Origin of the sequence: Acidovorax sp. Root217 (assembly GCF_001428645.1) — a bacterium.
Lineage (GTDB): Bacteria > Pseudomonadota > Gammaproteobacteria > Burkholderiales > Burkholderiaceae_C > Acidovorax.
In genome coordinates this window covers 73,277-87,168 of record NZ_LMIH01000018.1, presented here as the reverse complement: position 1 = coordinate 87,168, position 13,892 = coordinate 73,277, and the positions used below count along the sequence as shown (strand labels likewise).

Here is a 13,892-nt window from a genome sequence, read left to right as displayed (position 1 = left end):
ACACAGACAACAGGCCATCGATACCGAGAATGAACGAGCTGACGAAGACAACCCCACCACCAGCGCCCACTGCTGCCACCACCGTGCTGGTGACGGGCTCCAGCCGTGGCATAGGCCGGGCCATCGCACTGCGCCTGGCGCGTGACGGCCATGACATCGTGGTGCACTGCAGGAGCGGCCTGGACCAGGCGCTGAGCGCCGTGGCCGAGATACAGGCCCTGGGCCGCAGTGCGCGCGTGCTGCAGTTCGACGTGGCCGACCGCGCCGCCAGCGCCGCCGCGCTGGAGGCCGACATCGAGGCCCACGGTGCCTACTATGGCGTGGTCTGCAATGCCGGCATCGCCATGGACAACGCCTTCCCCGCCATGACCGGCGAGGAGTGGGACCGCGTGGTGCACACCAACCTCGACGCCTTCTACAACGTGCTGCACCCGCTGGTGATGCCCATGGTGCGCCGGCGCAAGCCCGGGCGCATCGTCACGCTGGCATCGGTCTCGGCGCTCATGGGCAACCGGGGCCAGGCCAATTACAGCGCGGCCAAGGCCGGCGTGATCGCCGCCACCAAGTCGCTGGCCATCGAGCTGGCCAAGCGCGACATCACCGTCAACTGCGTGGCCCCGGGCCTGATCGACACCGAAATGGTCAGCGAAGAGGTGCTGGAGCACGCGCTGGCGATGATTCCCATGCGCCGCATGGGCACGGTGGACGAGGTGGCCGGCGTGGTCGCCTTCCTGCTGGGCCCCGAGGCCTCGTACATCACGCGCCAGGTGATCTCGGTCAATGGGGGGATGGTCGGATGAGCACTTCAACAACAACAGGCAAGAAGCGCGTGGTCGTCACCGGCATCGGCGCCCTGAGCCCGCTGGGCAACGACTGGGCCACGGTGCGCAGCCAACTGCTCAGTGGCCGCAACGTGATCCGCGTGATGCACGAGTGGGAAGGCTACGAGGGCCTGAGCACCCAGTTGGGCTGCACCGTGGCGCCCTTCGAGCTGCCCGCGCACTACAACCGCAAGACCATGCGCAGCATGGGCCGCGTGGCGCTGATGGCCACCCGCGCCACCGAGATCGCGCTGGAGAACGCAGGCCTGCTGGGCGACCCCTTCGTCAAGAGCGGGCACATGGGCGTCTCGTATGGCTCGTCGGCCGGCACGCCGGCCGCCATCGGCGACTTCGGCCGCATGATGGCCGAGAAGAGCACCGAAGGCATCAACGCCAACACCTACATCAAGATGATGTCGCACACGGCCGCGGTGAACATGGGCGTGTTCTTTGGCGCCACAGGCCGCGTCATCCCCACGTCCAGCGCCTGCACCTCGGGCAGCCAGGGCCTGGGCTATGCCTACGAGGCCATCCAGAGCGGCAAGCAACTGGCCATGCTGGCCGGTGGTGCCGAAGAGCTCGACGCCACCCAGGCTGCAGTGTTCGACACCCTGTTCGCCACCAGCACCAAGAACGGCACGCCCGAGCTCACGCCCCGGCCGTTTGACGCCCACCGCGACGGCCTGGTGCTGGGCGAGGGCGCCTGCACCTTCGTGCTCGAAGAGCTTGCGCACGCCCAGGCGCGCGGCGCGCAGATTCTGGGCGAGATCATCGGCTTTGCCACCAACTCCGACGGCACCCACGTCACGCACCCCAACCCGGTCACCATGGCCCAGGCCATGCGCATGGCACTGGCCGATGCCGGCCTGGCGCCCGAGGCCATTGGCTACATCAATGCCCACGGCACGGCCACCGACCAGGGCGACATCGCCGAGAGCAATGCCACGCACGCGGTGTTCGGCAACACCGTGCCGGTAAGCACCCTCAAGGGCTACATGGGCCACACCCTGGGCGCCTGCGGCGCACTGGAGGCCTGGATGACGCTGGAGATGATGCGCGAAGGCTGGTTCGCCCAGAACGCCAACCTCACCGAGCCCGACCCGCGCTGCGGCGCGGTGGACTTCATCATGGGCCAGGCGCGCCAGCGGCAGACCGACGTGGTGATGAGCAACAATTTCGCATTCGGCGGCATCAACACATCCTTGATTTTCAAACGTTGGAGGGAGTAAGTAATGGGAACTGAGAAATCCTTCGCCCGGGGCAGCGCCCTGGCCATCGGCGCCGTGCTGGCGCTGGCCTTGCACAGCGGCGGTGTGCATGCGCGCGCCGAGGCACTTGTCGATGCACCGCAGGTCGTCTTCACCAGCGCCTACGTGCCCACCCCGGCGCAGGTGCGCGACCGCATCATCCTGGCCGGCCAGTCGCTGGGCTGGGCGGTGACCCGCGAAACCCCGGGCACGGTGGAGCTGCAGTACGACAAGAACGGCAAGCACATGGCAGCCATCGTGGTGCGCTACGACCACACAGGCTACAAGATCGACTACCTGAACAGCTACAACCTCAACTACGCAGATGCGGGTGAGGGCCGCCGCATCCACCCCAACTACAACCGCTGGATCCGCAACCTCATGCAGCGCATCAGCGGCGGTGTCTGAAGCCCGGCGCGCAGCGCCGGCGCAAGCAAACAAACCATTCGCAACCGCCCCTCCCACGCGGAGAGGCACCACAGGAGAATCCGCATGAAACAATGGATCGTGGCACTGGCCGCGCTGTCGGCCTTGGGCGCGGTGCACGCCCGCAATACCGTTCTGACACTGCCCCTGGACGAGGTGGTGCGCATGGGCGTGGAGCAGGGCAAGCTTGACGGCAGCGTCAAGTTCTACCTCTCGGGCGCCAAAACGCCCCGGGTCAGCGCCCGCCTGGGCGAAGACATCGCCAACAAGAAGACCAACGGCGTGGGCAAGGACGATGCCTATGGCTGCAAGTGGGCGGCGCTGTCGGCGCTGATCGCTTTCCAGGAATCGGCCAAGCAAAAGGGCGCCAACGCCGTGGTCGACCTGCACAGCTACTACAAGCGCGCCACCGTCAAGGACCCGGTCACCTACCAGTGCCATGCCGGCGCGGTCGTGATCGGCGTGACGCTCAAGGGTACCTTCGCCAAGGTGTGAAGCCATGCCGCATGCGCACATGCATCGCGTGCATCCATACATCCCACAGGGAAGAAACACATGACCATGAAGACAAGCACCGCCAGGCAATTGACCCTGGCTCTGGCCGCCCTGGCGGCCTTGGCCGCCACGCCCCTGGCGCAAGCGCGTGACAAGGTCTCGCTGTTGCCGCTGGAAGAGGCCGTGCGCCTGGGCATCCAGGAAGGCAAGCTCGACGGCAGCGTGAAGTTCTACCTCTCGGGCGCGCCCACGCCGCCGGGGCAGGGCGCGGCCCTGGGCGAGGAGCACGTCAACCGCCGCACCAGCAACGGCGGCAAGGAGCCCGTGTTCGCCTGCCACTGGGCCGCCCTGTCCGGCCTGATCGCCCTGCAGGGCAGTGCCAAGGCGCGGGGCGCCAATGCCGTGGTCGACCTGCACAGCTTCTTCAAGGAAAAGACCTTCAAGGACCCCGTCAACTTCGAGTGCTACACCGGCAACATGATGACCGGCGTGACCCTGAAGGGCACCTACGTGCGCACGGCACCGTGAGTGCGCAGCGGCCGGTCGTCCCCGGCCGGCTGCACCTGCTGTTGGCCGCACAAGCCCCCCTGGCCGCGCGCACGCAGCACATGTCCCCCGGCTGGCTGAGCGCGGGCGAGCAGGCCCGCCTGGCCACCCTGCAACACCCGGCCCGGCGTGCCGAGTTCCTGGCCTGCCGCCATGCCCTGCGCCAACTGCTGGCCCTGGGCAGCAACACCAGCGCCGACCACTGGCGGCTGGACGCCCCCGAGGGCCGTGCGCCGCACCTGAATGCGCAGCACCATGGCGAGCAGGCTGCCGCATCCACCCACCTGTCCCTGTCCCATAGCGGCGCGTACCTGGCCTGTGCCATGGACCACAACCAACCCGTGGGCATCGACCTGGAGGTGAAAGACCTGCACGCCAGCCGGCGCGATGTGCTCGCCCTGGCCGGCATGGCCTGCACGCCAGGGGAGTTGGCGCAGCTGCAGGCCCTGGACGATGGCACTGCACGCCAGCGCCACTTCCTGCAGATCTGGAGCCTCAAGGAGGCCTATTTCAAATGCACGGGGACGGGCGTGGATTTCGCGGCGATCCGGCGCATCGAGTGCCAGCCTGCGGGCCTGCCCAGCCAGGGCCAGGTTCTGGCGCATGCCAGGGCATGGCACGGTGCCACGGCGGGTGGCCATGGAGTGCTGTTGTCGGTGTGCGTGCTGGGGGCCGGGGGCTTGCCGCCGTGCTCGCCGGCTGTCGATGCGGACGTCGCATGGCAGGGCGAAGGCGACTGGCGTCTGGTGGCGTTGCCGCGCTGACGGCTGCGCGCGCGCGGCGCCAGTATGGGCGTATGAGGAATGTGGCCTGCCCGGAGGGACTCGAACCCCCGACCTATAGCTTAGAAGGCTATTGCTCTATCCAGTTGAGCTACGGGCAGACAGCGCCAACCTTGCGTTTGGCGCTACTATTTTGATGGTGTTCGCGGGGCGATCCGCGAATCCAAGCTGTGCAGGTACCGAATGATACCCGTTCGGGCACGCTGGATCGGCCAAACGGCAGGCCGTGCTGCGCTGCCCAATCCGCAAGAACATTGAATGATTGATTGAAGGAGGGTGCATGCAAGGATCGGAAGACAGCTGGGCTGCGGCCATGAAAGAGGCGGAGTCTCCCGCAGACCGGGATCCGGCGCTGTGGGCCAAGTGCTTTGCCGAAAGCGAAGGCGACGAGCAGCGCGCCAAGGCGGCCTACATGCGGGCCAAAGTGGCGGGCAGCACGCCGCCATCCGCTGCGGCGGCTGCAGAAGAGCCGACAGCCGCCAAGCCCCGCAAGAAGCGGCTGTTGCCCTGGTGGGGCTGGGTCCTGCTCGCCCCGGTGATCGCCATCGGGGGCCTCATGCTGATCGGGGCCCTGATGCCGAACAACCCGGACCGCGATGCGCGCTGGCGGGCACAAGACGCCGTCAAACTGTGTTGGAGCGAGCAGGGCCGCAAATCCCTGGACGCGTTGACGGCGCGGTTCGTTGCGGGCGCCTGCGAAAAGATGGAGCGCGACTACGAAGCCCGTTGGGGGCGCAAGCCCTAACCGATCCGCCGCGCTACCATCCGCCCCGCACACTCAGGCAGCTCACCTCGTTCTTGGTGTGCAGCAGCTTGCTCGGCGGTACCACCACCACTGCCTGGGCGTTCTTGCGCAGGGGCTTTCTGAGCAGAACATGCACGGTATTGGGGGGCTTCGCCTTTTGGGAGCAGCTGTCGACCCAGAAGTCCAGCACCAGGCCCGTGATCGTGCGGCCGGTGCCGTTCTCGATGTGGACGAAGGTGGTGTCGTCCTCGTACTGCCACCAGGTCTGTGAGTCGTTCACATCGTCCACGTCGAAGACCTTGCGCTCGGTGGTGGGGACGATGCGAGCGCGGATTTCGGCGAGCTTGCCCTCGTTCACCTGGTCCTGCAGTTCCTCCACGCGATCATGGTAGCTCTGGGTGAGCTTGGGCGCAGCCTTGGCTGCCGGTGCCGCCGCCGGCTGGGCCCAGGACGGTGCGGGCGATGCCAGCACCAGCGCCAGCGCGAGACCGGCCATGGCCAGGAATCCATGAGGGTGGCGGGAGAGGGGACCAGCGGCATGCCCGGCGGGGCAGGGCAGGGGGGTGGTGGTGAGTGGGAGCATGGGGTGAATTTCAGGGCGCAGCATTGCCCTTGATTTTTGCACCGCGCGTGCTTGCGGTTATAAGATTGCTGACCGCTTGTGTGAACTAAGGCACGCTATTTGCCTGCGTGTTCCAGGCAAGCACCCGCCCAGTTTTTTCCACCGCCTTTCACCACCATGCCCCACAGCGTCAACCTCATCCACACCATCGCAGCCGCGCTCGGGCTGGCGCTGGCGCTGGGGTTTGTCGCCACGCGGCTGCGCCTGCCGGCGCTGGTGGGCTACCTGCTGGCCGGGGTGGTGATCGGGCCGTTCACGCCGGGCTTCGTGGCCGATGCGGCCATGGCCAGCCAACTGGCCGAGATCGGCGTGATGCTGCTGATGTTCGGCGTGGGTCTGCACTTTTCTCTCGGTGACCTGCTGGCGGTGCGCAAGATCGCCGTGCCGGGGGCCGTGGTGCAGATCATGGTGGCCACGCTCATGGGCATGGGCCTGGCTTACTGGTGGGGCTGGGGCCTGGGCGGGGCGCTGGTGTTCGGCCTGTCGCTATCGGTGGCCAGCACAGTGGTGCTGCTGCGCGCGCTCGAAACCCTGGGCATCCTCGAGACGTACACCGGCCGCATCGCGGTCGGATGGCTGGTGGTCGAAGACCTGGTCATGGTGCTGGTGCTCGTGCTGCTGCCGCCGCTGGCCGGCGTGCTGGGCGGCAACGGGGCCAGTGCAGATGCCTCGGACCTGGCCAAGACCCTGGGGCTCACCCTGCTGCAGGTGGGCGGTTTCGTGGTGCTGATGTTGGTGGTGGGGCGCCGCGTGTTCCCCTGGGTGCTGTGGCAGGTGGCGCGCACCGGCTCGCGCGAGCTGTTCACCCTGTGCGTGGTGGCTGCGGCCGTGGGCATCGCCTTCGGCTCGGCCGCGCTGTTCGGCGTGTCGTTCGCGCTGGGGGCCTTCTTCGCCGGCATGGTGATGCGCGAGTCGGAGTTCAGCCACCGCGCCGCACAGGAATCCCTGCCCCTGCGCGACGCCTTTGCCGTGCTGTTCTTCGTCTCCGTGGGCATGCTCTTCAACCCCGCCGTGCTGTGGGACCGCCCCCTGCAGGTGCTGGCCGTGGTGGCCATCATCATGGTCGGCAAGACGCTGGCGGCTGCGGCGCTGGTGCTGTCGTTCCGCTACCCGCTCAACACCGCGCTCACCGTCTCGGCCAGCCTGGCGCAGATAGGGGAGTTCTCGTTCATCCTGGTGGGCCTGGGCGCATCGCTGGGCCTGCTGCCGGCCGAGGGCACGAGCCTGGTGCTGGCCGGCGCGCTGATCTCCATGGCGCTCAACCCCATGCTGTTCCACGCCATCGCACCGCTGCAGGGCTGGCTGCGCACCCGCTCGGCCCTGGCCCGCCGGCTCGAAGAACGCGACGACCCCCTGGCCGAGCTGCCCATGACCACGCACGCCAAATTCCTCGCGCACCAGGTGGTGCTGGTGGGCTACGGAAAGGTCGGCCGCCGCCTGGCAGCCGCCCTGGCCGCCAACGACGTGCCCTTCGTGGTCGCAGAGCAAAACCGCGAGCTGGTCGAAGCCCTGCGCGCCAAGGGCATCGCCGCTGTGTTCGGCGACGCGGTGGAGCCCGCCGTGCTCATCCAGGCCCACATCGCCCGCGCCGCCATGCTGGTCATCGCCACGCCCGACACCTTGAAAGTGCGCCAGATGATCGCCACCGCCAAGCTGCTCAACCCCATGATCGAAACCGTGATCCGCAGCCACAGCGAACAGGAGGCGCGCCTGCTGGAGGAAGAGAACGGCAGCACCGTCTTCCTCGCCGAAGAGGCCCTGGCCCAGGCCATGGTGCGGCATGTGATCGACCGGGCGAACGACATGGCGCGGCATGGGACGGCGACGACGCCGGCGCGCTTGCATGGGTCGGGGTGAGGGGCTGTTCTGGTGCTGTTGCGCGATCCAGTGATGGATGGCAGGTTTCGGCCAGAAGCTGTCGTTCGATAGTTCACCCCCTCTTGAGGGGATACCTCAACGGCCACACCGAGATCATGCGCTGTGGGCCGCCAGACGTCGATCTTTGAGCACGTCGGAACATCGAGCGTCTTACGCGTGTTTTCAGCGTGACCGTTGGCACCGAGAATGAAAGCGCTGAAACCCATTGCTGGCCCTGACCCAGACAAGTTGCGTCACCCGGTCAATGCAACAGCGACGCGCTCAGCCCCGGAAAGACAAGCCTGCACTGTCAAGGACAGCTTGGCGCAGCCATACATGAGGCGGATCGCGTTCCAGACGGCGTGGCCAGATCATGGACACGGACGATCCGCGCACGCGCAGTGGCACTTCACCCAGCTCCATTGACAGCAGGTTCGAGGCAGCGCGCGCCACCGGGCTGGGCAACGTGGCCAGCAGTGGGCTGTTGGCGGTGATAAAAACAGCTGCCGAAAAATCGGGCACCGTGACTTGTACCCGGCGCGTTGCCCGTCCCCGCTTGCGCAACGCTTCATCCACCTGATTGCCAAAGGCGCGTTCGATGTGAACTGCCACATGTGCCATTTGCAGGTACTCCTTCAAAGTGGTCGGCAGCGGTTCGCCTTTTCGCCGCACGCACATCCAGGAGTCCTCGATAAAAGGGGTACTCGCACACCACCCAGGACAGAACTCTTGTGGACCGAACATGATTTCGGCCTCGCCACTGGCAAGCAGGTTCTCGGGATTGCCCGTAACAGGGAGCAGAGAAATATGCACATGGGGTGCATGGTCGTGCAGCCAGCTGACGATGGAGCCCATCAGCGCGACCGCTGCGTAGTCCGAACTCACAATGCGGAAATGCGCCTTGTCCCGCAACGGATCGAACGCACGCGGTGGGTTGAACAACTGCTGAACTTCGCTCAAACTCAATTTCAACGGCCCACGCAACGCGATTGCACGCGGGGTGGGCGCGAGTCCTCGCCCATGGGGAACAAACAGCGGGTCATCAAAGCATTCCCGCAGCCGCCCCAACATCCTGCTCACCGCTGGTTGGGACCGATGGAGCCTTCCTGCGGCTGCGCTTACAGAACCGGTGTCCAAAAGCGCATCCAGTGCAATCAGCAGATCCAGGTCCAGTCCTGACAGTTTCATATTCTGAATGGGTTCATCTGAAATATGCAATAGACGCATTGATTCTAGATCTTGATGATTGAGCCATCAAGCACTGATGAACCTCCTTCGTGAACACTCTCAAACACACCTTGCCGGGATCTTCCGTCCTGACAGCAGCACTGACACCCAATGCATCGGGCAATTCAATGCCCGGACCCCATCGCGCAATACCCTCCAGCGACAGTTGGCCTGTTTCTGAGCAGGACACACAGATCGTGACACTGACAGCGTCTGAATTGGCACGCAAGATCCAGGCACGGGAGCTCAGTTCTGTTCAGGTGGTGCGGGCGTTTGTCAGTCAGATCGCGCGTTACAACGAAGATTTCAACGCTATCGTCGTGCTGGATCTGAACGCCGCAATGGAACGTGCACAGGCTGCGGACCAGGCGTTGGGGCGCGGTGAGATCTGGGGCCCGTTGCATGGAGTTCCCGTGACGGTGAAGGATACCTATGCAACACGCGGGCTGCGCACGACTGCCGGCTCATCTGATCTGGCCAACTACGTTCCCGAAAATGACGCCGTTGCGGTGGCTCTTTTGCGCCAGGCGGGGGCCATTGTCCTGGCCAAAACCAATGCCGCAACGCTGGCGATGGATATGCAGACGACCAACACCCTGTTTGGAACCACCAACAACCCCTGGAATGTGAAACTGACCACAGGCGGTAGCAGCGGTGGGTGCGCTGCCGCGGTCGCCTCGCACATGTCGCCTCTTTCCTTCGGCTCCGACTTGGCGGGCTCGATCCGCCTTCCCGCCGCTTACACCGGTGTCTGGGGCTTGCGGCCAACCCATGGTGTTGTGTCGATGCTTGGCCATATCCCACCCAAGCCCGACGAGGTGGACGGCATCAGGACCATGGCTGTGTTGGGGCCTTTGGCCAATAGTGTCGAGGATCTCGAACTGGCCTTGTCGGTGTTGGCGCGAACCTCGCCCGAAGACGCAACGGTCGCTCCGCTGCATCCTCGATCCGCCCAACCGGTAGCGTTGACAGGTCTGAAGATTGCCTATGCGGTCGAGTTGGGGGGAATGCCTGTCGGTGTGGACGTCAAGAAGGCCATTGAACAGGTGGTGGACGCGCTGCGCGCAGCAGGCGCAATTGTCGAAAAGGCCGAACCCCAAGGCTTTTCGTACCAACGCACCTGGGAAACCTGGGGGGCACTTGTAGGGATGCAAGGCGGCTATGAGCGCTCGAACCTTGCACGCCGCATCGGGCGCCTGTTTGCAGGAAAATCGGTAAAAGATATCCCCCACCAGCGCAGGATCCTCGACCCGATCTCCGTTGAAAGCTACATGCGAGCGCTGACAGAGCAGGCGCAGCAAACCAATGCAATGGAGCGATTCCTCATTGGCTATGACGCATGGATCGTCCCTGTCTCGCCGGTGCCCGCTTTTGCGCACCACAAGCACAGCCGGACATTCGGAATTTTCAATGTGTACGATGAGCCGCTGTCAGTGGATGGCAAGGCTGTGCCGTACTACAACGTCACGCAGTCCTACACGACATTGTTCAGTGTCACAGAGGGCCCCGTGGTCTCCATACCCGCATCTCAGACCGCACAAGGATTGCCCGTCGGCCTTCAGTTGGTCGGCCGCCGCTTTGACGACTGGCATTTGCTGTCTGTCGCCAAAGCAATGGAGCCACTGCTGGCAAGATTGCGGCCCAACCGTGGAGCCAACGGCATTGGCGCACTCGGCGCGGCGATAAATGAATGAATAGCTGAACTCTGGCCGTGGCCGACAATTGGGCCGTGACCTGCGCATTGCCGCTGCGCATCACGATCAGGCTCAGGGCCAGTGCAAAGCCACCGCCCTGGCCGCACCCGGGCATCACGGCCTCCGGTCGCGCTGCTGCCCAGACCGCATGGGGCCCATGGGCATGCGCCACTGGACAATTCGTCCAGTGCGGCACGAGAGGCACCATCTATCATCGCGCTAAGAGCGGCTAACAAAACTCTTCTGGCGTCGTTGCAGCGTCTTGTCGTACTGCTCGTACTGCCTGCGACGCAGCGCCTAGCCAGAACCGCTTCACTGAGTTTTGTTAGCCGCTCGAAGGCATCCCACCTTGGCCGACCATGCACCGTGGGCACCACACCCATCAAGACAACAGCCAGACCCACAGACTTCATGCAAGACGCTTCTTCGTTCATTCAACCCGGCACCTTCCGTATCCGCCAGGCCGATCAGGCCGCCGCCTTGCAGAACCTGCAGCGCGGGTGTCCAAAACACATGGTGATTGCAGACTATCTGAAGAACCCCGAGGAGTTCGCCCGCACCCGCTACCTGGCGCGCGCGTTCGAGCTGCTGGGCATGCAATGCGATGTAGATGGTGGCGACCTGCTGCTCGTGCCCTTCGAGGGCGGCGAATCGGTGGACCTCTCGGCCTACTACTGGGATTTCATCGAAGATCTGGCGCACGAAGAGACTCCGGGCTCCATGGCCCACGGCACCAAGGTCGCGTTTCACGAAGCGGGCATCGATGTGGAGGATGACGACGAACACCAGGAGGTCAGCCAAGAGGCCGACGACTTCATCCGCGAGATGAGGCACCGCATGATTGGCTTGGCTGAACTCGACGCTCTCATCGCCCGCGAAGGCAGCGTGGACTTTCGCGACAACTACAACGGCAAAACGCCTTTGCTGGCGGCGTGCGAAAGCTACCGCTGGGCCATTTCGCAGCACGCCGATGCGCAGATGGAAGACGACAGCGATGAAGGCCGCGAAGCAAAGGCCGACGCCGCAGCAGAGCTGGCGGTGCATGCGCACAACCTGCAGACCGTGCTGCAGCGCAACCCGGACATGGCCGCGCGCACCAGCGACGGCACCGACGCGCTGGGCTTTGCCACCGAGTCGGGCAGCGTGGATTTCGTGGTCCAACTGCTTGCGCACGGCGCAACCGTCAACGCGGGTGCGCTGCAGGGCGCGGTGCAGAGCCTGTCGGTGGACATGGTGCGCAAGCTCGCCCAGGGCCATGCCCACCTGGTGGGCCCTGACTTGCTGGTGCACGCCTGCGTGGCCCACAGCGCCATGCCGACCAAGCTGGAGATGGTGCGCTACCTGGTCGAAGACCTGGGCTGCAACGTCAACGACCCCGTGACCGGCACCATCCATGAAAGCCTGGGCAGCGTGCGCCGCATGGCCACGCCGCCTGATGGCGGCCGCGTTGACGGACGACCTGGCGGTTGTGCAGTACCTGCTCAAGGCCGAGGCCGACATACACGCTGTAGATGTCTACGGCAATACGGCCCTGCATTACTGCAGCGGCGAGACCTGGGTGTCCGAAGATGGCCCGCTCTGGTTTGCGCAGGATGACAACCCCAAGGTGATCGACCTGCTGCGCCAGCACGGCGCTGATGACGGCGCCACCAACGTGGCCGGTAGAACGCCAGCCGACCTGTTCGCCAGCCGGCGCGCGTAAGGGACTTCGGCCTGGTATTGGCTTGCACCGATGCAGCAGTGGAAGGTCTTAGAGCCGGGTGCAGGAGCTGCTTTTACCGGAGGTTGGCTGTGCGCTGAAGGGCCTCGGCCCGTGGCTGTGGGAAACGTCGTTAGACGACTTTTGCAGGGGTACTTCGCCCCTTTCTCGTATCGATATCGTGCGTCGTAGGGCGATCCGAGCAGTCCATTTCTGAGCGGATCGTCAAACCGAGGGCGCAACGCGCGTTTTCACACAGCCTCGGCCGGTCCCTGTCATCGCAGCAGTGGACTGCGCGCAGTCCGAACTGGCCACGCTGGTCGGGATGATGTCAACCAAGGGCGCCCAAGATGCCCAGATGGCACGCGCTCCAGTTCCCATCGAAGCAAGTGTTCATCACATCGAATCCATGAACGCACCGCCCAAGCAGGCGGTACCAAGAGCGCCACCGCAGCAGCACAGCCGAACGCAACCGATCAGGCCCAGCCCCGCAATGGGTTGGCCTGGGCTTGGTTCGCCGCGCACGCAGATGTCCCACACCGGCGCCGGCCCCTGGCGGCGCACGGCGGCTTGCGCCGCTTGCCATGCCGCAGGGCGGTCGCCGAAACGCGGGGCGCAACGCACGGCCGTGCGGGGGCGTCAGTCACGCCGTGGCGAAGCGTTCCTTTGCCAGCCTGGTGCCTTCGGCCAGCGCTTGCAGCTTGCGCCAGGCCACGTCCCGGGCCATGGGGGCCAGGCCGCAATTGGTGCACGGGAACAGCCGCTCCTTGGGCACGAACTCCAGCGCCCGGCCTATGGTGTCGGCCACTTCCTCGGGTGTCTCGATCACGTCGCTGGCCACATCGATCACGCCGACCATCACGTCCTTGCCGGCCAGCAGCTTCATCAGGTCGGGCGGCACATGCGAGTGGATGCATTCCAGGCTCACCTGGTCGATGCTGCTCCTGGCCAGCGCGGGGAACACCGCCTCGTACTGGCGCCATTCATCGCCCAGGGTGCTCTTCCAGTCCGTATTGGCCTTGATGCCGTAGCCGTAGCAGATGTGCACCGCGGTGGTACAGGTCAGGCCCTGCGCCGCGCGCTCGAGCGCCTGCACGCCCCAGTCGGCGGCGTCCTTCATGTAGACATTGAAGGCGGGCTCGTCGAACTGGATGATGTCCAGGCCGTCGGCCTGCAGCGCCAGGGCCTCCTGGTTGAGCAGCTCGGCGAAGGCAAAGGCCATCTTGACCTTGTCGCCGTAGAAGCGGTCCGCCACCGTGTCGACGATGGTCATCGGGCCGGGCAGGGTGAACTTCAGCTTCTTCTTGGTGTGCGCGCGCGCCAGTTGTGCCTCGAACGCATGCACGCGGCCCTTCAGGCGCAGGGCCGAAACCACCTGCGGCACCATCGCGTCATAGCGGTTGTCGCGGATGCCCATCTTCACCTTGTGCTCGAAGTCGATGCCCTCGACCTGCTCGAGAAAGCCGTGCACGAAATGCTGGCGCGATTGCTCACCGTCGCCCACGATGTCCAGGCCAGCGTCTTCCTGGGCCTTGATCCACAGCAAGGTTGCATCGGCCTTGGCTTGGCGAAGCGCATCGCCTTCGGCCATCCACTGAGGCCAGAGCTTGTTGGTTTCAGCCAGCCAGGCGGGCTTGGGCAGGCTGCCGGCGATGGAGGTTTCAAACATCTGAGGATTCCTTTAAAGCAAAGATGGGGTGGCAAGCTTAGAGCGGATAACAAAACTCAGCA

General features: G+C 65.0%; 13 protein-coding genes, 1 tRNA gene and 1 pseudogene. 11 read left to right on the top strand and 4 right to left on the bottom strand.

What is annotated here, in order from left to right; genetic code table 11:
• Positions 1-29 precede the first annotated feature (29 nt).
• The 6 genes from fabG (at position 30) to ASE31_RS18830 (ending at position 4,299) form a co-directional block, all read left to right on the top strand.
• Positions 30-800 (top strand): 3-oxoacyl-ACP reductase FabG, encoded by a 771-nt coding sequence (fabG, locus tag ASE31_RS18855; protein ID WP_057203366.1) that lies wholly within the window; start codon positions 30-32, stop codon positions 798-800.
• A complete protein-coding gene (locus ASE31_RS18850) occupies positions 797-2,050 on the top strand; it encodes a beta-ketoacyl-ACP synthase (protein WP_057203365.1) in 1,254 nt (417 codons plus the stop codon). The genes fabG and ASE31_RS18850 overlap by 4 nt, the downstream gene beginning before the upstream one ends.
• Before the next feature lie 3 nt (positions 2,051-2,053).
• Positions 2,054-2,476 carry a hypothetical protein gene (locus tag ASE31_RS18845; RefSeq protein WP_057203364.1) on the top strand — a complete coding sequence of 141 codons (423 nt, stop codon included), beginning with the start codon at positions 2,054-2,056 and terminating at the stop codon, positions 2,474-2,476.
• 84 nt (positions 2,477-2,560) lie between these two features.
• Positions 2,561-2,989, top strand: coding sequence for a hypothetical protein (locus ASE31_RS18840; RefSeq protein WP_057203363.1), 429 nt, complete (start codon positions 2,561-2,563; stop codon positions 2,987-2,989).
• Positions 2,990-3,049: 60 nt separating this feature from the next.
• Positions 3,050-3,517, top strand: a complete 468-nt coding sequence (locus ASE31_RS18835; protein ID WP_057203362.1) for a hypothetical protein — start codon at positions 3,050-3,052, stop codon at positions 3,515-3,517.
• Positions 3,514-4,299 (top strand): 4'-phosphopantetheinyl transferase superfamily protein, encoded by a 786-nt coding sequence (locus tag ASE31_RS18830; RefSeq protein WP_057203361.1) that lies wholly within the window; start codon positions 3,514-3,516, stop codon positions 4,297-4,299. The genes ASE31_RS18835 and ASE31_RS18830 overlap by 4 nt, the downstream gene beginning before the upstream one ends.
• A 42-nt stretch (positions 4,300-4,341) precedes the next feature.
• On the opposite strand, the gene ASE31_RS18825 is transcribed toward ASE31_RS18830, so the two are convergent.
• A tRNA-Arg gene (locus ASE31_RS18825) sits at positions 4,342-4,418 on the bottom strand.
• A 179-nt stretch (positions 4,419-4,597) separates the two neighbouring features.
• Between ASE31_RS18825 and ASE31_RS18820 the strand changes: the two genes are divergently transcribed.
• Positions 4,598-5,062, top strand: coding sequence for a hypothetical protein (locus ASE31_RS18820; protein WP_057203360.1), 465 nt, complete (start codon positions 4,598-4,600; stop codon positions 5,060-5,062).
• A 13-nt stretch (positions 5,063-5,075) separates the two neighbouring features.
• On the opposite strand, the gene ASE31_RS18815 is transcribed toward ASE31_RS18820, so the two are convergent.
• Complete coding sequence (locus ASE31_RS18815; RefSeq protein WP_157412558.1) at positions 5,076-5,645, bottom strand: hypothetical protein; 570 nt, start codon at positions 5,643-5,645, stop codon at positions 5,076-5,078.
• A gap of 156 nt (positions 5,646-5,801) precedes the next feature.
• Here ASE31_RS18815 and ybaL point away from each other — a divergent pair, with 156 nt between their 5' ends.
• Positions 5,802-7,541 carry a YbaL family putative K(+) efflux transporter gene (gene ybaL / locus ASE31_RS18810; RefSeq protein WP_057203358.1) on the top strand — a complete coding sequence of 580 codons (1,740 nt, stop codon included), beginning with the start codon at positions 5,802-5,804 and terminating at the stop codon, positions 7,539-7,541.
• A 282-nt stretch (positions 7,542-7,823) separates the two neighbouring features.
• Here ybaL and ASE31_RS18805 read toward each other — a convergent pair whose 3' ends face one another.
• Entirely contained in the window at positions 7,824-8,768 is a 945-nt protein-coding gene (locus ASE31_RS18805) for a LysR family transcriptional regulator (RefSeq protein ID WP_082604252.1), read from the bottom strand.
• Positions 8,769-8,818: 50 nt separating this feature from the next.
• On the opposite strand from ASE31_RS18805, the gene ASE31_RS18800 reads away from it, so the two are divergent.
• The 3 genes and pseudogenes from ASE31_RS18800 to ASE31_RS31120 all read left to right on the top strand — a co-directional run bounded on the left by ASE31_RS18800 (position 8,819) and on the right by ASE31_RS31120 (position 12,164).
• On the top strand, positions 8,819-10,462 hold the full coding sequence (locus ASE31_RS18800; protein WP_157412557.1) for an amidase: 1,644 nt from the start codon (positions 8,819-8,821) through the stop codon (positions 10,460-10,462).
• Positions 10,463-11,855: 1,393 nt separating this feature from the next.
• Positions 11,856-11,954: pseudogene (locus ASE31_RS33160) on the top strand (hypothetical protein); the annotation flags it as partial.
• 66 nt (positions 11,955-12,020) lie between these two features.
• Positions 12,021-12,164, top strand: coding sequence for a hypothetical protein (locus ASE31_RS31120; protein WP_369819473.1), 144 nt, complete (start codon positions 12,021-12,023; stop codon positions 12,162-12,164).
• 640 nt (positions 12,165-12,804) lie between these two features.
• Here the strand turns inward: ASE31_RS31120 and ASE31_RS18790 are convergent.
• Positions 12,805-13,830, bottom strand: a complete 1,026-nt coding sequence (locus tag ASE31_RS18790) for a methionine synthase (protein WP_057203354.1) — start codon at positions 13,828-13,830, stop codon at positions 12,805-12,807.
• Positions 13,831-13,892 lie beyond the last annotated feature (62 nt).